This window comes from Microbacterium sp. Leaf436, from assembly GCF_001424715.1.
Classification (GTDB): domain Bacteria; phylum Actinomycetota; class Actinomycetes; order Actinomycetales; family Microbacteriaceae; genus Microbacterium.
Genome location: NZ_LMRB01000004.1, coordinates 75,644 through 97,381 on the forward strand (window position 1 = coordinate 75,644; position 21,738 = coordinate 97,381).

General features: G+C 70.3%; 23 protein-coding genes. 8 read left to right on the forward strand and 15 right to left on the reverse strand.

The genetic code is table 11. From position 1 onward, the window contains the following. Positions 1-76: 76 nt before the first annotated feature. From ASG45_RS12635 to ASG45_RS12660, 6 genes are all read right to left on the reverse strand, one after another. On the reverse strand, positions 77-1,615 hold the full coding sequence (locus tag ASG45_RS12635; RefSeq protein ID WP_055838191.1) for a DNA polymerase Y family protein: 1,539 nt from the start codon (positions 1,613-1,615) through the stop codon (positions 77-79). Beyond that, complete coding sequence (locus tag ASG45_RS12640) at positions 1,615-2,343, reverse strand: hypothetical protein (protein ID WP_441004774.1); 729 nt, start codon at positions 2,341-2,343, stop codon at positions 1,615-1,617. Before ASG45_RS12640 ends, ASG45_RS12635 begins: the two co-directional genes overlap by 1 nt. A 31-nt stretch (positions 2,344-2,374) precedes the next feature. Then, positions 2,375-3,091, reverse strand: coding sequence for a cysteine hydrolase family protein (locus ASG45_RS12645; protein ID WP_082516599.1), 717 nt, complete (start codon positions 3,089-3,091; stop codon positions 2,375-2,377). Positions 3,092-3,150: 59 nt separating this feature from the next. Next, a complete protein-coding gene (locus tag ASG45_RS12650) occupies positions 3,151-3,648 on the reverse strand; it encodes an HNH endonuclease (RefSeq protein ID WP_055838194.1) in 498 nt (165 codons plus the stop codon). A gap of 342 nt (positions 3,649-3,990) precedes the next feature. Beyond that, the gene (locus tag ASG45_RS12655) at positions 3,991-4,710 is read right to left on the reverse strand and encodes a M23 family metallopeptidase (RefSeq protein ID WP_235560563.1); all 720 of its coding nucleotides are present in this window, start codon (positions 4,708-4,710) and stop codon (positions 3,991-3,993) included. A 426-nt stretch (positions 4,711-5,136) separates the two neighbouring features. Continuing rightward, a complete protein-coding gene (locus tag ASG45_RS12660) occupies positions 5,137-5,835 on the reverse strand; it encodes a metal-dependent transcriptional regulator (protein WP_055838197.1) in 699 nt (232 codons plus the stop codon). Between the two features lie 98 nt (positions 5,836-5,933). Between ASG45_RS12660 and serC the strand changes: the two genes are divergently transcribed. Continuing rightward, positions 5,934-7,055, forward strand: coding sequence for a phosphoserine transaminase (gene serC / locus ASG45_RS12665; protein WP_055838200.1), 1,122 nt, complete (start codon positions 5,934-5,936; stop codon positions 7,053-7,055). Between the two features lie 77 nt (positions 7,056-7,132). Here the strand turns inward: serC and ASG45_RS12670 are convergent, their stop codons facing one another. Both ASG45_RS12670 and ASG45_RS12675 read right to left on the reverse strand, forming a co-directional pair. Beyond that, positions 7,133-7,813, reverse strand: coding sequence for a DUF3027 domain-containing protein (locus ASG45_RS12670; RefSeq protein WP_055838203.1), 681 nt, complete (start codon positions 7,811-7,813; stop codon positions 7,133-7,135). Then, on the reverse strand, positions 7,797-8,180 hold the full coding sequence (locus tag ASG45_RS12675; protein ID WP_055838206.1) for a cold-shock protein: 384 nt from the start codon (positions 8,178-8,180) through the stop codon (positions 7,797-7,799). Before ASG45_RS12675 ends, ASG45_RS12670 begins: the two co-directional genes overlap by 17 nt. 107 nt (positions 8,181-8,287) lie before the next feature. On the opposite strand from ASG45_RS12675, the gene ASG45_RS12680 reads away from it, so the two are divergent. From ASG45_RS12680 to ASG45_RS12700, 5 genes are all read left to right on the forward strand, one after another. Further along, a complete protein-coding gene (locus ASG45_RS12680) occupies positions 8,288-8,569 on the forward strand; it encodes a hypothetical protein (RefSeq protein ID WP_055838209.1) in 282 nt (93 codons plus the stop codon). A gap of 1 nt (position 8,570) precedes the next feature. Further along, entirely contained in the window at positions 8,571-10,301 is a 1,731-nt protein-coding gene (locus tag ASG45_RS12685) for a helicase-associated domain-containing protein (RefSeq protein WP_055838212.1), read from the forward strand. A gap of 75 nt (positions 10,302-10,376) precedes the next feature. Next, positions 10,377-12,026 carry a DNA repair helicase XPB gene (locus ASG45_RS12690; protein ID WP_055838215.1) on the forward strand — a complete coding sequence of 550 codons (1,650 nt, stop codon included), beginning with the start codon at positions 10,377-10,379 and terminating at the stop codon, positions 12,024-12,026. Between the two features lie 69 nt (positions 12,027-12,095). Continuing rightward, entirely contained in the window at positions 12,096-12,788 is a 693-nt protein-coding gene (locus tag ASG45_RS12695; RefSeq protein ID WP_055838218.1) for a response regulator transcription factor, read from the forward strand. A 133-nt stretch (positions 12,789-12,921) separates the two neighbouring features. Next, positions 12,922-14,589 (forward strand): sensor histidine kinase, encoded by a 1,668-nt coding sequence (locus ASG45_RS12700; protein ID WP_055839456.1) that lies wholly within the window; start codon positions 12,922-12,924, stop codon positions 14,587-14,589. Between the two features lie 420 nt (positions 14,590-15,009). On the opposite strand, the gene groL is transcribed toward ASG45_RS12700, so the two are convergent. From groL to ASG45_RS12725, 5 genes are all read right to left on the reverse strand, one after another. Then, positions 15,010-16,629 (reverse strand): chaperonin GroEL, encoded by a 1,620-nt coding sequence (gene groL / locus ASG45_RS12705; protein WP_055838221.1) that lies wholly within the window; start codon positions 16,627-16,629, stop codon positions 15,010-15,012. Between the two features lie 168 nt (positions 16,630-16,797). Then, the gene (locus tag ASG45_RS12710) at positions 16,798-16,998 is read right to left on the reverse strand and encodes a cold-shock protein (RefSeq protein ID WP_055838224.1); all 201 of its coding nucleotides are present in this window, start codon (positions 16,996-16,998) and stop codon (positions 16,798-16,800) included. A gap of 131 nt (positions 16,999-17,129) precedes the next feature. Continuing rightward, a complete protein-coding gene (locus ASG45_RS12715) occupies positions 17,130-17,732 on the reverse strand; it encodes a LytR C-terminal domain-containing protein (RefSeq protein WP_055838227.1) in 603 nt (200 codons plus the stop codon). Positions 17,733-17,767: 35 nt separating this feature from the next. Further along, positions 17,768-18,022, reverse strand: coding sequence for a DUF3263 domain-containing protein (locus tag ASG45_RS12720; protein ID WP_055838229.1), 255 nt, complete (start codon positions 18,020-18,022; stop codon positions 17,768-17,770). A gap of 9 nt (positions 18,023-18,031) precedes the next feature. After that, on the reverse strand, positions 18,032-19,021 hold the full coding sequence (locus ASG45_RS12725; protein WP_055838231.1) for a DUF2332 domain-containing protein: 990 nt from the start codon (positions 19,019-19,021) through the stop codon (positions 18,032-18,034). A gap of 73 nt (positions 19,022-19,094) precedes the next feature. On the opposite strand from ASG45_RS12725, the gene msrB reads away from it, so the two are divergent. Further along, complete coding sequence (msrB, locus tag ASG45_RS12730; RefSeq protein WP_055838235.1) at positions 19,095-19,502, forward strand: peptide-methionine (R)-S-oxide reductase MsrB; 408 nt, start codon at positions 19,095-19,097, stop codon at positions 19,500-19,502. A 14-nt stretch (positions 19,503-19,516) separates the two neighbouring features. Further along, entirely contained in the window at positions 19,517-20,068 is a 552-nt protein-coding gene (locus tag ASG45_RS12735; protein ID WP_055839459.1) for a nitroreductase family protein, read from the forward strand. Between the two features lie 101 nt (positions 20,069-20,169). Here ASG45_RS12735 and ASG45_RS12740 read toward each other — a convergent pair whose 3' ends face one another. Continuing rightward, positions 20,170-21,111: a DMT family transporter gene (locus tag ASG45_RS12740; protein ID WP_055838238.1), complete on the reverse strand. Its 942-nt coding sequence runs from the start codon at positions 21,109-21,111 to the stop codon at positions 20,170-20,172. A gap of 88 nt (positions 21,112-21,199) precedes the next feature. Further along, positions 21,200-21,712 carry a hypothetical protein gene (locus ASG45_RS12745; RefSeq protein ID WP_055838241.1) on the reverse strand — a complete coding sequence of 171 codons (513 nt, stop codon included), beginning with the start codon at positions 21,710-21,712 and terminating at the stop codon, positions 21,200-21,202. Positions 21,713-21,738 lie beyond the last annotated feature (26 nt).

Consider the following 21,738-nt stretch of genomic DNA (forward strand, 5'->3'; position numbering starts at 1 on the left):
ACCGCCCGAGGGGGCATCGCCGGTGCTGCTGCCGCCGCGGCCCGATGTTCGTCGAGAGGAGCGGTGGAGCCGAACCTCAGTCATAACGCCCCTCCGCCCGCCACTCCCCTTCTTCGACCACCAGCAACCAGGCGCCCCCCTCGGCGTCGATCACTTGGAACCGATGCGCCCTGCGCCGTCGCAGGGGATCCCATCCGCGTTCGCTGATCGGCCAGGGCCCCGCCCATTCGCTGATGCGTCGCCGCTGTCCCGCCGTCTCGAGCACCGCCGGTGGAGCGCTGAGCGCATCGCGCTCCCCCACCGTCACCGGGGCTCCCGCGATGTCGGTGACCCCGACCGGTCGTGGTTCGGGGTAGACGGTGGCCGGCAGCGGATCGGGCAGGCTGCCGGGCCAGGGGCGCGCGCGTTCCTTCGCCGTCACGGCTCGGTCTCCCCAGGGCACGAGCACCTGCCGTTCGGCCAGCCAGCGTCCCCCGCCGATCACGGGAGTGACTACTTCGCGGTGGCCGAGCATGGCCTGCACGCGCGAGAGGGCATGGTGGACGCGTTCGTCGGGCCCCGCCCCGAACAGCCCCTTGGCGTGGTGGGCGGCGGCGTCGACGGCCTCGGGCTCGATGTGCACGCCCGCCACACCGCTGCCGAAGATGCCCTGGGCGTCTTCGGCGAGCTGCCAGCGCACCCGATCGACCACCGCGGCGGCGTCGAACGATCCGGGATGCAGCCACACGCGTTCGCTGCGCTCGGCCCGCTCACCCGTCAGCACGACACGCAGCTCGGTGCACACCAGGTCGTGGGCCCCCAACCGGGCGATGAACTCCTCGGCCGCCACGCGCATGCCGAAGGCGATCTGGTCGGCGAGTTCGAGGGGAGGCTCGAAGGCCACGTCGCGGTGCAGCTCGGGTGGAGGGGTGCGCGGCTGCACGGGTTGCGAGTCGAGTCCTCCCGCCAGCGCATGCAGGCGCACCCCCCGTTCTCCGAAGCGTTCCCGCACCCGTTCGGCCGCGAGAGTGGCCAGATCACCGAGGGTGTGCACGCCCAACCGGGAGAGCAGACTGCCGAACTCCTCGTCGTCGAGGGTGGCGATCGACAGCGGAGAGAGGAACGCCGCAGCGTCACCGGGCGGCACGATGCGCACGGGCTCCTCGACGGTGGCCGAGCGGGCGGCATGCTCGGCGGTGAAGACACCGTCGGCGACGCTCGCCCGCACCTCGCCGAAGCCGTCGAGGAGGCGGATCAGTAGGCGCGCCGCCTCGGCTTCGCCACCGTAGTAGCGCGCCGGACCCCGCGCCCGCAGTGCGCACAATCCCGGCCGCATGATCTGCACCCCGGGGGCGCGTTCTTCGATGCGGGCCACGACGGGCGCGAACACACGCGCATCGCGCACCGGGTCGGCGGGGACCACCTGGAGGGTCGGACACAGGGCCTGAGCGTCACGGCGTTTCTGACCTCGTCGCACCCCCTGCGCGCGGGCGGCCCACGAGCTGGCGACGACGAGGTTGTGGGAGAACACCGCCACCGGGGCCTCGGGGCGAGGAGGCGTGACGGCCTCGGCGACGAACGCCGTGATCGGCCAATCGGGAAACCAGAGCACGAGGCTGCGCGTGGGAGCCTGCATCAGCCGACCGCTCTCGGACGGTACTCGTCGCGCTCGCGCGGCACGAGGCGTTCGGTGGGCGTACCCAGCAGCTCGACCGACCCGTCGGCCGCGGGCAGCAGCATGCGCGCCCGACGGGCGTGGGGCGAGCGTCGACTGCTCACCGAGACGGTGAGTTCACGCCCCGCCAGGTACCCGTGCCCCTGACCGAGGCCCGTCCATCGCGGGTCGGCGACGTCGATCACCGCTTCGGCCTGTGGCCATGCGCCCTGCACCAGCAGCACGGCTCCACGGTCGCGCAGCCGAGCGGCCAGACGTGTGGTCTCGGCACCCCCGCGGGCCGCCGTGGAACCCGACGGCGGGCGGACGGCCACGACCGGCAGCACCTCGGCGATCGTCGCCGTCACCGCCAGCCATCTCGGCCCCGGGTCGGGGATGAAGACCAGACGATCGAGGTCGAGGCCGTATTTCTCGGCGGCCTCGGCTCCCAGCTCGGGCATGCCGATCACGCCGCACCACGAACCGTCTTGCGAGGGCCGGGCCAGCAGGGCGAGCAGCAGCGACGCGGATCGGGCGAGGGCATAGGCCGACCCCGCCCGCAGACCGCCCCCGGGAAGCAGGGACGAGAACGCCGGATGCGTGGGCAGCACCGGTGCGTCCATGCGCCGACCCTGCATGCGCTCCAAGCGATCGCGCAGCGCGTGGATGTCTGGTACGGCCTGTACCTGGTCTCTCACGATCGCCCTCACTCCCACAGGTTAGAACATTTGTTCTAGTGCCTCAATCCCTGTGGGTCGAAGATACGATCGACCTCCGACATTGCCGTCGTCCCCTCGCAAGACGGCACGACGCCGCGAGCCCGACGCCGCGCGCACCGACCGACACCAGCCCCGACGCGAGGTGCCGACGCCCCCGCGACGCCCCGGGGGGGGGGGGGGGGGGGGCCAGGTCGACGGTCGCCGCGATCCGCGCGAATCCGCCCTGCTGCAGCACGACGGCCGTGTTCGCCATCAGCTCGGCAGCCGTCCGGGTCACCGTTCCGAGCCCCGCGACCTCACCGCTCAGATCGAAGGTGCGCGTGGCATCCAGAACGACCGTCACCTCATAACCGAGGTTGCCGGCCATGCGCGCCGTGGTCTCGACGCACATGTTGGTCTGGATGCCGCAGATCACCAGTTCGCGGATGCCGTTCTCGCCCAACCAGGCGTGCAGGTCGGGGTCGCCGTAGAAGGCCGAATTGACGTTCTTCGTCACTCGCAGGTCGGCTGAGACCTTCGCGACCGCATCGACCAGCGCGTTACCGCCTTCGTCCGGGTGCAGGGGCGATCCAGGCGACGCCGAATCGTGCCGCACGACGACGATCGGCTCGCCCTCACGCTGCCACGCCTCGATCAGCGCGGTGACGTTGCGCTCGCAATCGGGGTTGGCGGTCGGCCCCCAGAAGTCGAGGTCGTCGAATCCGCGCTGCATGTCGATGACGATCAGGGCACGAGGCATGCCCCTATCCCATCACCCGGATGCCGGGGACGCCAGCGCCGCAAAGACGGCGACGACGCTCACGCCGCCAGGGCCAGGTACGGCTCCCACCGCGGATCGCTCTTGTCGACGCCGCGCACGGTCCAGGACGATCCGCGCGGGGGCGCCGGCACCAGACGGAGATCCCAGTGCATCTCCTGGGGGGTGCGATCGCCCTTGACGTTGTTGCAGTGCAGACAGCAGGCCACGAGGTTCTCCCAGGTGTCCTTGCCTCCGCGCGAACGCGGCAGCACGTGGTCGATCGTCGACGCCGCCTTGCCGCAGTACCCGCAGCGGTGCGCGTCGCGACGCAGCACCCCGCGCCGCGTGACCGGCACCTGCCGCGCCCCCGGCACCCGCACGTAGCGGGTCAGGATGATGACCGCCGGGCGATCGTAGGTCCCCGCCGCGGCCCAGACCGGATCCTCGTCGATGCGTTCCACGACCGTGGCCTTGTCGTTCATCACGAGCACGAGGGCCCGCTTGAACGACACGACCGCCAGGGGCTCGTATCCCGCGTTCAATACCAGTGTGCGCATTCACGTCTCCTCTCGAATGGCCGAGACGGCTTCTCGGATGTTCGACTTGCGACGACGGCCCGCGCGCAGGGCATGAAAAAAGGCGCTGTCTAGACAGACAGCGCCTCGGAAGTCGCGGCGACACCGCGGCATCCGAACACACGATGCCGAAGAACGAGCAGGCCGAGCGCATCCATGGTGCGGATGCGAGGCCTGATGCTCATCGGGCTTTCCCTTCGGTTGTTCCGACGTCGGAGACAGGCTAACCCACCCCGACACGCCCGGGGGCGGCGGGATCGGGAAACGAGAGACGGCGTGTCGGAGAACATCGTTCTCCGGCACGCCGTCTCTCGTTCGGTCTGATCAGCCGGCGTTCTGCTGCAGCCAGGCGTAGGGATCGACGACCGATCCGTTGATGTGCACCTCGAAGTGCAGGTGGTTCGCGGTCGAGCTTCCGGTCGAGCCGACGAGGCCGATGAGCTGGCCCGCGGCGACCGTCTGACCGGCCTGCACCTGGCGGCTGCCGTACGTCATGTGGCCGTAGGTGGTCGACACCTTCTGGCCGTTGATGACGTGCTCGATCACGATGCCCACGCCGTAGCCGCCGAAGCTCTCGGACGAGGTGCTCACGACGCCGGCGGCGGCGGCGAAGATGGGCTGCCCACCCGGGGCGAGCAGGTCGACGCCCTGGTGGTAGCCGGAGTCCCACAGGCCACGGCCGAGCACGTAGCTCGACAGGGGCCAGCGCACCTCGCCCGAGCCGGGGGCCGTCATGTTCAAGTCGATCGACGAGACCGAGGCGCCGGCATTGGATGCCAGCTGGCGGGCACGCTCCGCAGCTGCGGCGGCAGCGGCTTCGCGGTCCTTCTTCTGCTGGATCTCGTCGGCGGTGGTCGCCGAGTAGCTGCTGCGGTCGAGCGTCTCGGCGGCGGCGTCGGACGCCACGACCAGCGACTGGTTGTCGGGGGCCGACACCTGCTGCAGGGTCATCGTCTCGGCCGCGGGCATGGTCGCCGCGTAGGCCGGGATGGCGACGGTGGCGACGAGACCGGCGACCATCGTCAGGATCACGGCACTGCGCACGGGCTTGCCGTGGCGACGCGGTCCCGAGGGACGTCGTGCGGGGGCGGTGCGAGATGCCGGCGGAGTCGCCGACGTCGAGACCGCCACCGGTCGCTGCGGGGGTCGAGCGACGGCTGCGCGCGCGCTCTTACGGGTGAGACCCGTCGTCGGAACCTCGGGTAGGTCCCCGACGGGATCGGTGGTTTCAGCCAAAAGTCCTCCGGCGCCTCTGCGTCCAGGACGCTAGCTCGTCAGCACTCGATGGGGCACGATGTGCGGGCTTCACCCTCTGCAGACGACGAGCCGATGAGGCAAACCGCGAGGGGTCCGACGGCGGGCTTCTCGCCTGTGGACTCTCGAAGGCTACCCGAAGATAACGAACAAGTCACGCTCCGATCACCGTGTTCAGGCAATGCTCGGTCGCGGAACGCGGGGGTGTCGGCAGGCTCAGTCCTCGGCGACGAGGAAGATGTGCGACGCCACCTCGACCGGCAACTCGAGACCGTCCTCGATGCCCTCCATCTGCACCAGCACGTATCCCTCGTTGAAGCGGTAGTCGCCGCGCGCCCCCGGGAGCACCCCGGCGGCCTTGAGCTGCTGGAGCAGCTCGGGGTCGACCTGCGCGGGTTCGGCCAGGCGGCGTACCGTGCCGGTGATCGGGTGCCCGGCGTCGGTGAGCTTGCGGACGAGTCCGACGACACCGTCGTCGAACGTGGAGCTGGCCGCATCGCCCAGCTGGTCGAGTCCCGGAATCGGGTTGCCGTACGGCGACTCGGTGGGGTGGCCGAGCAGTTCGACGAGGCGGCGTTCCACCTGCTCGCTCATCACGTGCTCCCAGCGGCAGGCCTCGTCGTGCACGTAGGCCCAGTCGAGGCCGATGACGTCGCTGAGCAGGCGCTCGGCGAGACGGTGCTTGCGCATGACGTCGACGGCCTTCTGGCGGCCGGTGCCGGTCAGCTCGAGACGGCGGTCCTCCGAGACGACCACCAAGCCGTCGCGTTCCATGCGTCCGACCGTCTGCGAGACGGTCGGGCCCGAGTGGCCGAGGCGTTCCGAGATGCGGGCCCGCAGGGGCACGATCTTCTCTTCCTCGAGCTCGAGGATCGTGCGCAGGTACATCTCGGTGGTGTCGATGAGATCTGTCATTCGGGTGTCCTCGGCGTCGCGCGGCTGGAACCTCCAGCCTACCGACCCCCTCCGTCATGAGCGCGGGAAGCCCGCGGAGGGGACCATAGAATCGAGCCATGTCGCACGTGGAACTGCCCACAGGTCTCCTGCCCGCCGACGGTCGCTTCGGGTGCGGCCCCTCGAAAGTGCGCGGTGCGCAGCTCGAGTCGCTCGTCACCCGCGGAGCCTCGATCCTGGGTACCTCGCACCGCCAGGCGCCGGTGAAGAACCTCGTCGCGAGCACGCGCGAGCGTCTCGCCCAGCTCTTCCGCCTTCCCGACGGGTACGAGATCATCCTCGGCAACGGTGGATCGACCGCCTTCTGGGATGCCGCCTCCTTCGGCCTCATCGAGAACCGCAGCCAGAACCTGGTCTTCGGCGAGTTCGGCGGCAAGTTCGCCGCCGCTGCCGCCGCGCCCTGGCTGCAGGCGCCCGACGTCCGTCGCGCCGAGCCCGGCACCCGCACGGTGGCCGAGCCGGTCGACGGCGTCGATGTGTACGCCTGGCCGCACAACGAGACCTCCACGGGCGTCGCCGCCCCGGTCGAGCGTGTGCACGGTGATGCCGGCGCCCTCACCGTCATCGACGCGACCAGCGCCGCCGGCGGCATCGACTTCGACGTCACCCAGGCCGACGTGTACTACTTCGCCCCGCAGAAGAACCTCGGTTCCGACGGCGGCCTCTGGTACGCCGCGGTGTCGCCGGCCGCGATCGAGCGCATCGAGCGGATCGCCGCATCCGGTCGGTACATCCCCGAGTTCCTGAGCCTGAAGAACGCGGTCGACAACTCGCGCCTGCAGCAGACGCTCAACACCCCGGCGTTGGCCACCCTGCTGCTCCTCGACGACCAGCTCGGATGGATCCTCGACAACGGCGGACTGAGCTGGGCGGGCGCACGCACGGCCGAGTCCTCGGCCGCCCTGTACGAGTGGGCGTCCGCGAGCGCCGTCGCGACGCCGTTCGTCTCGTCTCCCGCCGACCGCTCCCCCGTCGTGGTCACGATCGACTTCGACGACTCCATCGACGCCGCGGCGATCGCGAAGAGCCTGCGCGCGAACGGGATCGTCGACACCGAGCCCTACCGCAAGCTGGGCCGCAACCAGCTGCGCGTCGCGACGTTCGTCTCGATCGAGCCCGACGACGTGCGCCGCCTGATCGGGGCCATCGACTACACGATCGAGCACCTGCCGACCGCCTGACATCGGGCGGGCCTGCGGGCCCGCACATGACGAAGGCCGTCCCGCTCGCGCGGGACGGCCTTCGTCATGTGTGCCCGTCAGTAACTGCGGTCGTCGCCGCCGTGCACATCGTCTTCGTCGTCGGAGTCGTCGCCCTCGACGCCGCCGTCCGAGTCGTCGTCTTCATCCGAATCGTCGTCATCGTCGGCGTCGTACGAGTCGTCCTGCGCGTCATCGTCACGCGTCGCGTCCGCGCGTTCGTCACCGTCCGCGTCGAGCTCGTCGATGTCGACACCGTCGAGGTCGCCCGCGTGGAAACGTGCTTTCGGCCCGTCGTCGTCGAGCTCGTCCTCGTCGTCTTCGAGGTCGTCTTCGTCGTCGAGGTCATCGTCTTCGGTGTCGTCGACGTCGGAGTCGTCGGCATCCGCGCCGATGCCCGCCGCGGCCGTCGCCGCCTGGGCTGCCTGGTACTCGGCGAGACGGGTCGCCCACGGCACCCAGTCCGGGGCCAGCAGAGCGCCGTCACCGGGCATGAGTTCGGCTTCGAGCACGGTGGGCTCCGCGTCGTCGACGACGGCCACGCTCACAGTCCAGAACCAGCCGGGGTAGCCGGCGAGACGCGTGTGGAACCGCAACGACACCACACCGTCGTCCTCGATCGCGTAGCCCGCGGCCGGACCGATGCCGTCGGCCGGCGTGATCTCGCGCAGGGCGGCGAGAGCCAGGTCGTGAGCGCCGATCAGGCGCTCGTCGACGGGCTGCTCAGGCTTCGAAGTCATCGGCGACCTTGCGCAGCACCGCGGCGATCTTCTGCGCGTGCGGCCCGTTGGGGTAGCGGCCGCGACGCAGGTCGCCACCGATGCCGTCGAGCAGCTTCACGAGGTCTTCGACGATGATCGCCATGTCGTCGGCGGGCTTGCGCGAGCGCTTCGACAGACTCACCGGCGCATCGAGCACGCGCACCGAGAGCGCCTGCAGACCGCGCTTGCCGTCAGCGACACCGAACTCGAGACGGGTGCCGGCCTTGGGCCCGGGTGTCCCGGCGGGCAGGGCGGTGGCGTGCAGGAACACGTCCTGGCCGTCATCGGTGACGATGAAGCCGAAGCCCTTCTCGTCGTCGTAGAACCTGACCTTGCCGGTGGGCATGGACACCTCGCTGGATGAGTGCGCGGAGCGCACGGCGGAACACGGAACCCGATCGGATGCCGGCCTCTCAGCCTACGCCACCGCCGCCAGGCAGTAGGCTGAGCCCGATGAGCACCCGCACCTCCCGCGACAGCACGCCGGGCGACGACGTCCCGGTCCGCCGCATCGACCGCGTCCTGGCGTTCATGTCGCTGGGGCTGCTGGCCCTCGCGATCGTGTGCTTCTTCTCGGTCATCATCGGATCGAGCTCCGGTGCCGACATGCGCTCCGGCGTGTGGCCGACCGTGGGCCTGCTCACCTACTTCGCACCCCCTGTGGCCTTCGCCTGTCTGTTGGCCGTGCTCATCATGAGCTTCGTGCGAAGGGCCCGGGCGAACAAGGCCCGCTGACGTGCCCGAGACCTCCGCACAACGCGCACTGGCGGTCTCGTTGAGCGCGCGCCCCGACGCCGATCTGGCTCGTCTGTTCGCCGATCGCCAGGTCTCCCCCTCGAGCACCTGGCGCGACATGTTCGACGCCGCCGAGGCCCTGCTCGACCCCGCCTCCGTCACGCGCGGGCTCGTCGCACTCCCGCGCTCCGCAGCGCTCGCCCTCCTCGCCGCCGTCGCGGGCGAACCGGCCCCCGAACCGCAACGCTCCGAGCTGGCATCCCGAGCACTCGTCGACGACGACGGCCACCCGTTCCCCAGCGTGGTCGACGCGGTGCGACAGGTCGCGCCCGACGGCATCGCCGACATGAGTGATCCGCGCTCCACCCACGGGGCTGCGGCGGTCGACGCCGAAGCCGCCGCCGAAGCCGCCTTCACCAGCGCCGCCTCGGTGGCCGACATCCTGCTGCTCACCCTCGACGCTCCCCTCGGACGCATCGGGTCGGGCTCGCTCGGCGCGAGCGAGCGTCGACGCCTGGTCGACGCCGGCGCGGTGTCGACCCCGGCCGAAGCCGACCTCCTCGTCGGTCTCGCGTTCGCCGTCGGCCTGCTCGGCACGAACGAGCGCGCCTGGCTGGTGTCGCCGACCGGGCGCGAGTGGTTGCGTCTGCCGACGCTCGAACGCTGGGAACGCACCGCCGCGGCGCTCCGCGACGCCCTTCCCGCCGCCTTCCGTAGCGCGACCGGCGGATGGATCCCGCGGGGGCAGTGGCCCGGCGCCACCCCCTTCGACCCCGACGGCCCCGAGCGCGCCGCGGTCTGGGCGCAGCGGCTCGAGCGCTGGGGACTCCTCGACGCGGCCGGCGGTGTCCCCGCGTGGGCCCGAGACCTCTCCGACGGCGGTGCCGTCGACGTCTCGGCGCTGCGCGACCTGCTTCCCCCCGAGGTCGACCGCGTCTATCTGCAGAACGACCTCACCGCCATCGCCCCCGGCCCCCTGGCACCGCACCTCGATGTGCGTCTTCGCTCCATGGCCGCGCGCGAGTCGCGCGCACAGGCCTCCAGCTACCGCTTCAGCGCGGCCACGATCGGCGCCGCCATCACGGCCGGCGAGACCGCCGACTCCCTGCGCGAGTTCCTCTCGGGACTGTCGCTGACCGGACTGCCGCAGCCGCTCGCCTACGTCATCGAACGCACGGCGGCCGAGCACGGACGAGTGCGCGTCGCCGCCGATCCGACGTCCCTTCTCACGCGCGTCACGACCGAAGACGAGACGCTGCGGCGCTCGATGGACGTCGACCAGTCGCTGCGGTCGGTCGCCCTGACGCGCACCGGCGACGAGCTCGTCTCGCATGTGTCGGCCGACGTCGTGTTCTGGGCGTTGACCGATGCGCACTACCCCGCCGTGGCCGTCGACGCCGAGGGGCGCCCGCGGGCGCTCGAGCGCGCGAAGCTCGCGGCCGAGACGGCGTCCGACCACGATCCCGCCGACACGTACACGCCGCTGGTCTCGCGCTTGCGCACCGGCGCAGACGATTCGGATGCCGCCTGGCTCGAGCGCGAGCTCGATCAAGCCGTGCGGGCCCGCGCCGTGGTCGACGTGACGGTGCGGCTTCCCGACGGCTCGGCCCGCGTGTTCCGCCTCGAAGCCACGGGCCTCGGTGGCGGACGCCTGCGCGGCCGCGATCGCGCCGCCGACGTCGAGCGCACCCTGCCGCTGTCGCACATCGACGCGGTCTCGCTCGTGGGGTGAGGACGGTCGAGCCTCACCCGGTCGAGCCCTGCCCGGTCGACCGACCAGTCCTGGACCCCGGTAGACTCGAACGCTATGGCTGACGGCCCCCTCATCGTGCAGAGCGACCGCACCGTCCTCCTCGAGGTCGCACACCCCGAGGCAGAGACGGCGCGGCATGAGCTCGCAGTTTTCGCCGAGCTCGAGCGCGCACCCGAGCACATCCACACCTACCGCATCACCCGTCTGGGCCTGTGGAACGCCCGCGCGGCCGGACACGACGCCGAGGCGATGCTGCAGACCCTTGACCGCTGGTCGCGCTTCCCGGTGCCCGCATCGGTGAGCACCGACATCCGCGAGACGGTCAACCGGTACGGTCGCCTGGTCATCGAGCGCAACGACGACAAAGAGCTCGTGCTGCGCTCGACCGACCCCGCGGTCCTCAGCGAGGTGTCGCGCAACAAGCGCATCGCTCCGCTCCTGATCGGTCACCCCACCCCCGACAGCTACCTCGTCGATGCGTGGGCGCGCGGGCACATCAAGCAGGAGCTGCTGAAGATCGGGTGGCCGGCCGAGGACCTCGCCGGGTACACCCCCGGAACCCCGCACGCGATCGACCTCGCCGAAGACGGCTGGAGCCTGCGTCCCTACCAGCGCCAGGCCGTCGACTCCTTCTCCGAGGGAGGATCCGGCGTCGTCGTGCTCCCCTGCGGTGCCGGCAAGACGCTCGTGGGCGCCGCGGCCATGGCCGACACGCGCACGACCACCCTCATCCTCGTGACGAACACCGTGAGTGCTCGTCAGTGGCGCGATGAGTTGCTGCGGCGCACGAGCCTCACCGCCGAGGAGATCGGCGAGTACTCCGGTCAGGTGAAAGAGATCAAGCCCGTCACCATCGCGACTTACCAGATCCTGACCGCCAAGCGGAAGGGCGAGTACGCCCACCTCGCACTGCTCGATGCGCTCGACTGGGGTCTCGTGCTGTACGACGAGGTGCACCTGCTGCCCGCTCCGGTGTTCAAGCTCACGGCCGATCTGCAGGCCCGACGTCGACTCGGCCTCACCGCGACGCTCGTGCGCGAAGACGGTCGTGAGGGCGACGTGTTCAGCCTCATCGGCCCGAAGCGCTTCGACGCGCCGTGGAAAGAGATCGAGGCCCAGGGCTTCATCTCCCCCGCCGCCTGCTACGAGGTGCGCATCGACCTCCCCGCCGACGAACGTCTCGAGTACGCGGCCGCCGCCGACGAGGACCGTTACCGGCTGGCGGCGACCGCCCCCGCCAAGATCGACGTCGCGCGGCGCCTGGTCGAGCGGCATCCGGGCGAGCGAGTACTCGTGATCGGGCAGTACCTCGATCAGATCGACGAGCTCGCGCAGGCTCTGGACGCCCCTCAGATCACCGGGGCGACCCCGATCCCGGAGCGTGAGGAGCTCTTCCAGGGCTTCCGCGACGGCAGCATCCCGCTGCTCGTGGTGTCGAAGGTGGCCAACTTCTCGGTCGATCTGCCCGAGGCCTCCGTCGCGATCCAGGTGTCGGGTTCGTTCGGGTCGCGTCAAGAAGAGGCCCAGCGCCTCGGACGACTGCTGCGACCCAAGCAGTCTCAGCACACGGCGAGCTTCTACACGCTCATCGCGCGCGACACCGTCGACCAGGATTTCGCGCAGAACCGGCAGCGTTTCCTCGCCGAACAGGGCTACGCCTACACGATTCTGGATGCCGACGGGATCGACGCCGCAGCCGCCTGACCCATATCAGCGTGCGGCTTTCCGTTCCATATCCAGCGCATTGCTGGGTGCAGTCACGATAATGAGGGAATGACAGCTCCTCGCATCCTCGTCGTGGACGACGAACCGAACATCCGCGACCTGCTCATCACGAGCCTGCGCTTCGCCGGTTTCCAGGTGCGAGCCGTGGCAAACGGCGCGCAGACCATCTCGGCCGTGCTCGAAGAGGAACCCGACCTCATCGTGCTCGATGTGATGCTGCCCGACATGAACGGGTTCAGCGTCACCAAGCGCCTGCGGGGCGCGGGGTACACGGCCCCCATCCTCTTCCTCACCGCCAAGGACGAGACCGAAGACAAGATCATGGGCTTGAACGCCGGCGGCGACGATTACGTCACCAAACCGTTCAGCCTCGACGAGATCGTCGCGCGCATCCAGGCGATCCTGCGCCGCACCATGCAGGCCGACGAGGAGTCGATCATCCGCACCGGTGAGCTGACGATGGATCAGGACACCCACGACGTCAGCGTCGGCGACGTCTCGATCGACCTGAGCCCCACCGAGTTCAAGTTGCTGCGCTACCTGATGCTCAACCCGAACCGCGTGCTGTCGAAGGCGCAGATCCTCGACCACGTGTGGGAGTACGACTTCAACGGCGACGCGGGCATCGTCGAGAGCTACATCTCGTACCTTCGCCGCAAGATCGATCCGCACTCGTCCGAGCCGCTCATCCAGACCAAGCGCGGCTTCGGCTACATGCTGAAGTCGGGTAAGACCGCCTGAGCGGAGGCTCCCCCTGTCGCACTCCGACGACACCCTCACCCGCTGGTGGCGCGGCCTGAGCCTTCGGGCCAAGGTCACCGGCGTCACGGTCGCGCTGCTCGCGATCGGGTTGTTCGCCGCCGGCATCGGCACGATGGTGTTCCTGCGCACGACGCTGGTCAACAACCTCGACGAGCAGCTCGCGCAGCAGGCGGCCGGGAGCATCGCGAACAGCATCTTCACCACGAGCGACACCGACGGCCGCATCACCTTCACCCAGGTCGACAACGCCCCGCAGATCGGGTCGATGGTGGTCGTGTACGGGCCCGACGGGCGGCGCGAGGCGTTCTACAACGGCACGTCGTCGCGCGCCCTGCCCGATCTGCCCGCGACCTTCACCGTCGAGCAGACCTACAGCCAGATCGACCGGCGGATCGAGCTGGAGAACCCCGAATCCGGTCAGCACTTCCTCGCTCGCGTGGGGGTGCTGCAGGCCCCCGGCAATCCCGGGGTCTACACCCAGATGGTGATCCAGCCCCTGGCCCCCACCGATCGCATCGTCGCGGCGTACGTGGGGATCTACGCGTTCGTCGCGTTGCTCATCCTCATCGCCAGCGCCCTGCTGACCCGCTGGCTCGTGACGCTCACGTTCCGCAACCTGCGGCAGGTCGAGACGACCGCGATGGACATCGCCGCCGGCGACTTCAGCCAGCGCCTGACCGACATCGTCCCCGACACCGAGGTGGGACGCCTCAAGACGGCGATCAACGCCATGCTCGCGCGGATCGACGGGGCGCTCGTGCAGCGTGACGCGACCGTGCGCCAGATGCGACGCTTCATCGGCGACGCCAGCCACGAGCTGCGCACCCCGCTCGTCACGATGCGCGGGTACGCCGAGCTCTATCGCATGGGCGCCATCCGTTCCGACGAAGACGTGGCGCAGTCGATGGAACGCATCGAGAAGGAAGCCATCCGCATGGGGGCCCTCGTCGAAGACCTGTTGGCCCTCGCGCGACTCGACGAGCGTCGCGACGTCACGATCACCTCGCTCGATCTGCGCCCGATCGCTCGGGATGCCGCGATGGATCTGCGCGTGACCTCCCCCCAGCGCGAGGTGACCGTCGACGACACCACCGCGCGCACCGAACGCGTCGTCCCGCTGATGACGCTCGACCCGCTCCTCGACGCCGCAGGAGAGCCTGCGTCGACGCCCGGGCGCCGCAGGGGTGCGCCGCCGACGTCGGCGATGGCGATCGCCGGGGCCACCCTGTCGCGCCTGCGTCGCCGCGCCCGAGAGGCGGGCGAGACGCACACCGCCGCGGGTGACGACGCCGCCCCTCCGACCGCGCCCCTGGGCGTCGTACGCACGCCTCCGCGGCTCGCCCCCGTCGTCCTCGGCGACGAGAACAAGGTGCGCCAGGTCGTCGCCAACCTGCTGGGCAATGCGCGACGGTTCACCGCCGACGGCTCCCCCATCGGCCTGCGTGTGGGGGTCGACGCCGACGCCGACATGGGCTGGATCGAGATCATCGATCACGGCGAGGGCGTTCCCGAGCAGATCCGCGACCAGATCTTCCAGCGCTTCTGGCGTGCCGACACCTCGCGCACGCGCGAGACCGGCGGTTCGGGCCTCGGACTGTCGATCGTGGCATCCATCGTCGATCTGCTGCACGGCACGGTGCAGGTCGTCGACACCCCCGGCGGCGGAGCGACGTTCCGCGTCTCGCTCCCCCTGGCCGACCGGCGCGATGCGCAGGAGCACGCGCTCATCGAGACGCAACCGCTCGAGCGCCTGCCCGACGACTACCGTCCCGACGCGTAGACCCGACGCTTCGCTCCGGCCCCCGCCCCGGCAGCCGTCCCGGCCCCGGCTCCCACCCGCCCCGTCGCACCTCGGCGGAGTTCTCGAACCGTGTCCCAAGAGACGCAGACCGCGTCCCACATCAGGGTGCCTGGCGCCGCCGCAGGCAACCCAAAGTGGGACATGGTCGCCAACCGGCCGGCCAGCAGTCACGCAAGCCAGCAGCCCGCAGCCCGCAGCGCGCAGCCATCTGCCCGCAGCCCGCAACCCGCAGCCCGCAATCCGCAGCCCGCAGCCCGCAGCCCGCAGCCCGCAGCCAGCCAACAGCCAACCAACTCACGAGCAGCCAACCGGCGCCGGATCATCGAGCGGTCACCGCCCCGTCAACACAGAACGCCCCCTCCCGAAGGAGGGGGCGTTCTGTCACTGCCTAGGCGTGGATCAGAAGTCCATGCCACCGGTCGGGTCGCCCGCGGGAGCGGCCGACTTCTCAGGCTTGTCGGCGACGACGACCTCGGTCGTGAGGAACAGACCGGCGATCGACGCCGCGTTCTGCAGAGCCGAACGCGTCACCTTGGCGGGGTCGATGATGCCCTGTGCGAACAGGTCACCGTACTCGCCCGTCGCCGCGTTCAGGCCGTGGCCCACGGGGAGCTCCGCGACCTTGTTCGCCACGACACCGGGCTCGAGACCGGCGTTGAGCGCGATCTGCTTGAGCGGGGCCTCGATGGCGACGCGGACGATGTTCGCACCCGTGGCCTCGTCACCGACGAGGTCGAGGGTTGCGAGCGCGGTCTTGCCGGCCTGGATGAGCGCGACGCCACCACCGGCGACGACACCCTCTTCGACGGCGGCCTTGGCGTTGCGCACGGCGTCTTCGATGCGGTGCTTGCGCTCCTTGAGCTCGACCTCGGTGGCCGCGCCCGCCTTGATGACGGCGACGCCACCCGCGAGCTTGGCGAGGCGCTCCTGGAGCTTCTCACGGTCGTAGTCGCTGTCGGTGTTCTCGATCTCGCGACGGATCTGGGTCACGCGACCCTCGATCAGCTCGGACTCGCCCGCACCCTCGACGATCGTGGTCTCATCCTTGGTGATGATGACCTTGCGCGCACGGCCGAGCAGGTCGACCGTGGCGTTCTCGAGCTTGAGGCCCACCTCTTCGGTGATGACCTGTCCGCCGGTGAGGATCGCGATGTCCTGCAGCTGAGCCTTGCGACGGTCGCCGAAACCGGGAGCCTTGACGGCCACCGACTTGAAGATGCCGCGGATCTTGTTGAGCACCAGCGTCGCGAGAGCTTCGCCCTCGACGTCTTCGGCGATGATGAGGAGCTCTTTGCCCTCCTGGATCACCTTGTCGACGATGGGCAGAAGGTCCTTGATGTTGGAGATCTTCTGGTTGGCGATCAGGATGTACGGGTCTTCGAAGACCGCTTCCTGACGCTCGGGGTCGGTGACGAAGTAGGGGTTGATGTACCCCTTGTCGAAGCGCATGCCCTCGGTGAGCTCGAGCTCGGTGCCGAAGGTGTTGCTCTCCTCGACGGTGACGACGCCTTCCTTGCCCACCTTGTCGATGGCTTCGGCGATGAGTGCTCCGATGGCCGGGTCGGCGGCGGAGATCGATGCGGTCGCCGCGATCTGCTCCTTCGACTCGACCTCTTTGGCCGAGGCCAGGAGCTCGTCGGTGACGGCCTTGACGGCCTTCTCGATGCCCTTCTTGAGCGAGATGGGGTCTGCGCCGGCCGCGACGTTGCGCAGGCCCTCGCGCACGAGCGCCTGGGCGAGAACGGTGGCGGTGGTGGTGCCGTCACCCGCGACGTCGTCGGTCTTCTTGGCGACCTCCTTGACCAGCTCGGCGCCGATCTTCTCGTACGGGTCGTCGAGCTCGATCTCCTTGGCGATCGAGACGCCGTCGTTCGTGATCGTGGGGGCGCCCCACTTCTTCTCGAGCACGACGTTGCGACCGCGGGGGCCCAGGGTCACCTTGACGGCGTCGGCCAGCGTGTTGAGGCCACGCTCGAGACCGCGTCGGGCCTCTTCGTCGAAAGCGATGATCTTTGCCATAAGTGTGTCGTCCCTCCCGGACGGGTGACTGCTGATTTTGGCACTCGACGAAAGCGAGTGCTAACTCATTCTGGCACTCGCCCCTGGGGAGTGCAAGCCGCCCACCCGCGCGGAAACGACGACGCCACGGCATCCGGGATCGGATGCCGTGGCGTCGGGAAACGGTGATCAGGCCAGTCGCACCGACTCCGCCTGGGGGCCCTTCTGCCCGGTGCCGACGGTGAACTCGACCGCCTGGCCCTCCTCGAGAACGCGGAAACCCGACATCTCGATGCTCGAGTAGTGGACGAAGACGTCCTGGCCGTCGGCGACGGTGATGAAGCCGAAGCCCTTCTCGGCGTTGAACCATTTGACAGTGCCCTGCGTCATGCGAATCTCCCGTTGCTGAATGACGAGGTCATCGTAAGCACGCGTGATCCCGCCGCACCGGCCGCTCGGCCCATTGTTGACGCGCAGGCCGCGAACTTGTTACGCCGCGGAAACACGCGGCCGTCGAGGGGTCAGGGAGCGGTCGACGGCGACGCCTGACCGGCGGCGCGATCGAGGCCGATGACGACGACGAGCCGCTTCACGGCGCTCTCGTCGTCGGGGGTGCTGGGGTCGTCGGTCGGCTGCAGGAAGTCGCTCTGCGCGATCTGCGCGCCCCCGATGGTCTGGGCCAGGCCCTGGGCTGCCGCCTCGTCGGTGTCGCGGAGATAGTAGATCGTCGTCTCGGCGAAGTCGGTGCTGTCGGAGTCGCCGGTCTCGACGCCCTCACCCGGCCATCCGGCCGCCACGATCTGGTCGCGCACGGCGGCGGCGAGTCCCTCGTCGGCCGTGCCGTTGAGAACGACCACCGAGTACGACGTGTCGACGACGGCGGGCGTCGTGGGTTCCGCCGAGACGGTGGGCACCGGCGCGGGCCCGGAGCCGAACGAGATGCGGCCCGACACCACCAGCGAGCCGAAGATGCCGGCGATGATCAGGACGAGGGTGGCGATGGCCGCCCACAGGAAGATGATCCACCCGCGCAGCCGGGGATTCTCGGCGCGGTGGGCGCCGACGCGACCCGCATCGGCCGGCAGGTCGTCGAAGCGATCCCGCGGGAAGGTCGATCTGGCCATTGGACGATGCTACCGGTCCGGCCCGCGCGCACCCGTCACCGGGTGGCGGTGCGGCCGAGGCGTGCGCGCTGCTGCGCGGCCGCGTCATCGCGGCGTCGGCGCAGGCGACGCACCAGCATGGGGTCGGACGCGAGGGCTTCGGGGGTGTCGATGAGGCGACCGAGCAGCTGGTAGTACCGGGCCGGCGTCAGCGCGAACTCGGCGCGGATCGCCTCCTCTTTCGCACCCCCATGGCGTCGCCATTCACCCTCGAAGGCGAGGAAGGCGCGATCACGGTCCGACAGGGGCACGCTTCGACGCTACTGCGCACCGCCCGTCGATTCCGGATGCCACGCCACCCACGCCCCGAGCGGATCGACCTCGGCGCGCACGTCGCCGTCGAGCGCGAGCGCGAACCCGCCCCGTCGGATGCGAGGGGGGTGCGTCCAGCCGTCGTGCAGCGGCGCGGCATCGAGCGTGATCCACCGCCCCGCGGCCCGCGCGGCCGCGATGACGGGGGCGCGCCCGGCGCGCGGGATGTGGGCGAGCACGCCGGGCGTCGTGACCACCAGCGTCGCTCCGCGGGGAGCCTGCGCCGCGAGAGCGGGAAGGGCCGTCGCCCCCTCGCCCGCGACGAGAAGGGGCGGATCGGCCGCCGCGATGTCGAGCGCGCCGGCGATGCGCTCACGCCTCCCCTCTTCGCCCGGCCACACCAGGCCCGTGAGCCACGCGCGATCGTCGGCGACTCGGGCGTCGAGGGGGTTCAAATCGATGCCGGCCCGCCACACGACGTCCGGCATACGCAGGTCGGGGTGCCCCTCGAGCTCGCACTCCAGCACGACCGGGCTGCGGCCGCCGGCGGGGTCGAGCGCGATGACCTCCTCGCCGCGGCGGTAGCGATAGGAGTACCGGTCGGGGTACAGGCACAGACCCGCGCTCGCCCCCACCTCGAGCAGCGCGATCGGCCCCTCGATGAGCGAGAGCGCCGGCAGCAACGCGGCGCACCGGAGCGGCTCGTTGGTCTGCACGCTCCGACGCCCGCACTCGACGACCACCTGATCGGCGTGGGCGACGACCCACGCGGCCCACGCGTCGACATCGTCCTCTGGTGCGCCCAGCAGCCGCAGCACCGCGAAGACGAGCGGGGGCTGACGCCGCGTCTCCTCGATGCGGGCGAGAGCCTCGGCCACCGCGGTGTCGTCGACGACGCGCCGCGCCCACCCCTCGTACACCGCCGAACGACCCGGCGCCTCGTCGCGGGCGAAGCGCCCATAGCGATCGACGACGGCTTCCACGGCATCCTGCTGCATTCCGCAGATTATGCCGCGCCGACCTGACCGGCCCCCGGCACGAGAGAATAGGGACCGGAGAGAGGAAGATCCCATGACTTACGCCGTCGACAAGACCGACGACCAGTGGCGCGAAGAGCTTTCGCCCGAGCAGTACGCGGTGCTGCGCCAGGCCGGAACCGAACGCGCGTGGACCGGTGAACTGCTCGATGAGAGCCGCTCCGGTTTCTACACCTGCGCCGCGTGCGGCTCCGAGCTGTTCCAGAGCGGAACGAAGTTCGACTCGCACTGCGGGTGGCCGAGCTTCTACGAGTCGGTGCGTCCCGAGGCCGTCGAGCTCATCGACGACAACAGCCACGGCATGCAGCGCACCGAGGTGCGCTGCGCCAACTGCGGTTCGCACCTCGGGCACGTGTTCCCCGATGGTTTCGGCACTCCCACCGGCGACCGGTACTGCATGAACTCGCTGTCGTTGAACTTCACCCCGGAAGAGACGGCGTGAGCGCACTCGAGGCGATGCGCGACCGCCGGTCGTGGTCGAAGGTCACCGACCTCGCCCCCACCGGCCCCGAGCTCGAGGCGTTCGTCGCGGCCGCGGGTCGCGTCGCCGACCACAAGACGCTGCGTCCCTGGCGGATCATCGAGATCCGCGGGAGCGACCGCGACCTGCTCGCCCGCGCCTTGAACAAGGCCGACGGTAAGAAGGGCTACTCCTCGAAGCCCCGCCGCGCTCCCCTGATCATCGCCGTGGTCGCGAACCTCGAGTCGAAGAAGATCCCCGCGTGGGAGCAGGAGGCTGTGGCCTCGGGCGTCGCCCACATGCTGAGCCTCGCACTCGACGAAGCCGGCTTCGGCGTGTTCTGGCGCACCGACGACAACACGCGCAGCAAGGCGCTCGCCAAGGCGCACGGCCTGTCGAAGGGCGAGGTGCTGCTCGGCTGGCTCTACGTCGGGGGCAAGCCGCCGCGCTCGCGCCCGGTGCGTCGCAAGACCGTGGATGCCGCGAAGCACATCTCGCGTCTGCCCGGAAGCAAGAAGCGTCGCGCCGTCGACGACGCGCACCTCTGATCGATCCGTCTTCGTCGTACGCCGCCGGTGGGGCTCGTCCCCCCGGCGGCGTCGTCGTTCACGGGCGGGCGGCGCGCGTCATCCGCTGACCGGGCTCCGGCTCACGGACGGCGGCGGCGCCACGGGACCGCCGCGACGATGACACCGACGATCGCGACCGCGGACGCGAGCAGGGCGACGGGGGTCGATGGGGCGGCGGGGGCCGGCCAGAGGGCGTCGAGCAGCACCGACGTGCTCAGAAGCCCCACGACCGACCCGAGGCCGAGCAGCAGGACACCCGTGCGGCGAACGACCACGGCCGACAAGAAGATGTAGACGACCCCGACGGCTCCACCCACGTACAGCCAGGGCTCGGTGGGGATGACGCGTGGGGCGCCCACCACCCCCACGTGCACCACCGCGGCCACGACGAGCACCGCCGTTCCTCCGACGAAGTTGACCAGCGTCGCGGTCAGCGGGCTCTCGACGCGCACCCGCAGACGCCCGTTCGTCCCCTGCTGCCACGCCACGCCCGCACCGGCGATGGCGGGGACGACCAGCATCCACAGCGGCACTGCCCCCAGCGCGTCGCCCGACAGGCACACGATCACACCGGCGATGGCGAGGACGGCGCCGACGAGGCGGCGCACGGTGACGGGAACGACCCCCGCCGGTCCGTAGCCGACCCGGTCGAGCACGAGTCCGCCCGTGGTCTGCCCGGCGACGAAGCCGACGGTGAACAACGCCACGCCGACGGTGGCGACCGTCAGGCCCTGGCTGGCGACGGTGAACGCCCCGGCCAGACCCCCCAGCAGCATCCAGGGCGGGATCGAGCGGGATCGGATGCCGGAGACCAAACGTCCGAACCCGCGTCGCCCCTCGGGCACCAGCGCCGACAGCGCGACGAGGATGAGCAGTCCCGAGCTGAACGAGATCGCGGCGGCGACGATGCCGTCACCGATCTCGGCGCCGAGCGTGCCGTTGATTCTCGCCTGCAGGGCCGTGAGCGCGCCGATGAGCACCGCTCCCGCCACGGCGACACCGACCGAACCGCGCTCCGACACCGCACTCCCCTCGCGCCCGAGGGTCGGGCCATCGTCGATCGTACGACGGCGTCGGCGCGCCGGACGGCGGCACCGCCCGGCGCAGAACTCACGCCACGGCGAGCGTGCGCCGCTCCCGCTCGGAGCGCACCGCCGCGCCGACGAAGAGCGCGAGCAGCGCCACGACCGAGAGCACGCTCACCGCGTAGAGCGGCAGGCGCCCCGGCGAGAAATCCCCACCGCTGATCAGGTAGGTGTCGGCCAGGCCCATGCCGGGGCCGAAAGAGGCGACGAAGTAACCCGGCATTCCGGCGAAGAGCAGCCCGAGGTACCCGGCGATCGTGGACCAGACGCCCGCTCCCGTGAGGACGAAGAGCAGAGCGAGGACCAGAGCGAAAAGCGGGCCGATGGCGATGACGCCCACGACGAACGCGCCAGGCGGTCCCTGATTCGCCGCGCCGACCTCTGCCCAGACCTGCGCGGCGGTGAGCCCCGGGCGGGCGGCCTCCGGATTCCAGACCAGGATCTGCAGCAGCGCGACCCCTGCGTAGGCGCACACTGCGACGACGCCCGAGAGGGCCGCGATGAGGGTCGGAAGACGGGTCGTCGATGCGGCGGTCATCTGCCCATGCTGTCTCAGACCGCCGC

What these genes read in the sequence shown, in the direction of transcription:
- ASG45_RS12635 (WP_055838191.1), bottom strand. Translation starts at nt 1,615, where the DNA reads ATGCAGGCTCCCACGCGCAGCCTCGTGCTCTGGTTTCCCGATTGGCCG.
- ASG45_RS12645 (WP_082516599.1), bottom strand. Translation starts at nt 3,091, where the DNA reads ATGCCTCGTGCCCTGATCGTCATCGACATGCAGCGCGGATTCGACGAC.
- ASG45_RS12650 (WP_055838194.1), bottom strand. Translation starts at nt 3,648, where the DNA reads ATGCGCACACTGGTATTGAACGCGGGATACGAGCCCCTGGCGGTCGTG.
- ASG45_RS12660 (WP_055838197.1), bottom strand. Translation starts at nt 5,835, where the DNA reads ATGACAGATCTCATCGACACCACCGAGATGTACCTGCGCACGATCCTC.
- serC (WP_055838200.1), top strand. Translation starts at nt 5,934, where the DNA reads ATGTCGCACGTGGAACTGCCCACAGGTCTCCTGCCCGCCGACGGTCGC.
- ASG45_RS12670 (WP_055838203.1), bottom strand. Translation starts at nt 7,813, where the DNA reads ATGACTTCGAAGCCTGAGCAGCCCGTCGACGAGCGCCTGATCGGCGCT.
- ASG45_RS12675 (WP_055838206.1), bottom strand. Translation starts at nt 8,180, where the DNA reads ATGCCCACCGGCAAGGTCAGGTTCTACGACGACGAGAAGGGCTTCGGC.
- ASG45_RS12680 (WP_055838209.1), top strand. Translation starts at nt 8,288, where the DNA reads ATGAGCACCCGCACCTCCCGCGACAGCACGCCGGGCGACGACGTCCCG.
- ASG45_RS12690 (WP_055838215.1), top strand. Translation starts at nt 10,377, where the DNA reads ATGGCTGACGGCCCCCTCATCGTGCAGAGCGACCGCACCGTCCTCCTC.
- ASG45_RS12695 (WP_055838218.1), top strand. Translation starts at nt 12,096, where the DNA reads ATGACAGCTCCTCGCATCCTCGTCGTGGACGACGAACCGAACATCCGC.
- ASG45_RS12700 (WP_055839456.1), top strand. Translation starts at nt 12,922, where the DNA reads ATGGTGTTCCTGCGCACGACGCTGGTCAACAACCTCGACGAGCAGCTC.
- groL (WP_055838221.1), bottom strand. Translation starts at nt 16,629, where the DNA reads ATGGCAAAGATCATCGCTTTCGACGAAGAGGCCCGACGCGGTCTCGAG.
- ASG45_RS12710 (WP_055838224.1), bottom strand. Translation starts at nt 16,998, where the DNA reads ATGACGCAGGGCACTGTCAAATGGTTCAACGCCGAGAAGGGCTTCGGC.
- ASG45_RS12715 (WP_055838227.1), bottom strand. Translation starts at nt 17,732, where the DNA reads ATGGCCAGATCGACCTTCCCGCGGGATCGCTTCGACGACCTGCCGGCC.
- ASG45_RS12725 (WP_055838231.1), bottom strand. Translation starts at nt 19,021, where the DNA reads ATGCAGCAGGATGCCGTGGAAGCCGTCGTCGATCGCTATGGGCGCTTC.
- msrB (WP_055838235.1), top strand. Translation starts at nt 19,095, where the DNA reads ATGACTTACGCCGTCGACAAGACCGACGACCAGTGGCGCGAAGAGCTT.
- ASG45_RS12735 (WP_055839459.1), top strand. Translation starts at nt 19,517, where the DNA reads ATGCGCGACCGCCGGTCGTGGTCGAAGGTCACCGACCTCGCCCCCACC.
- ASG45_RS12745 (WP_055838241.1), bottom strand. Translation starts at nt 21,712, where the DNA reads ATGACCGCCGCATCGACGACCCGTCTTCCGACCCTCATCGCGGCCCTC.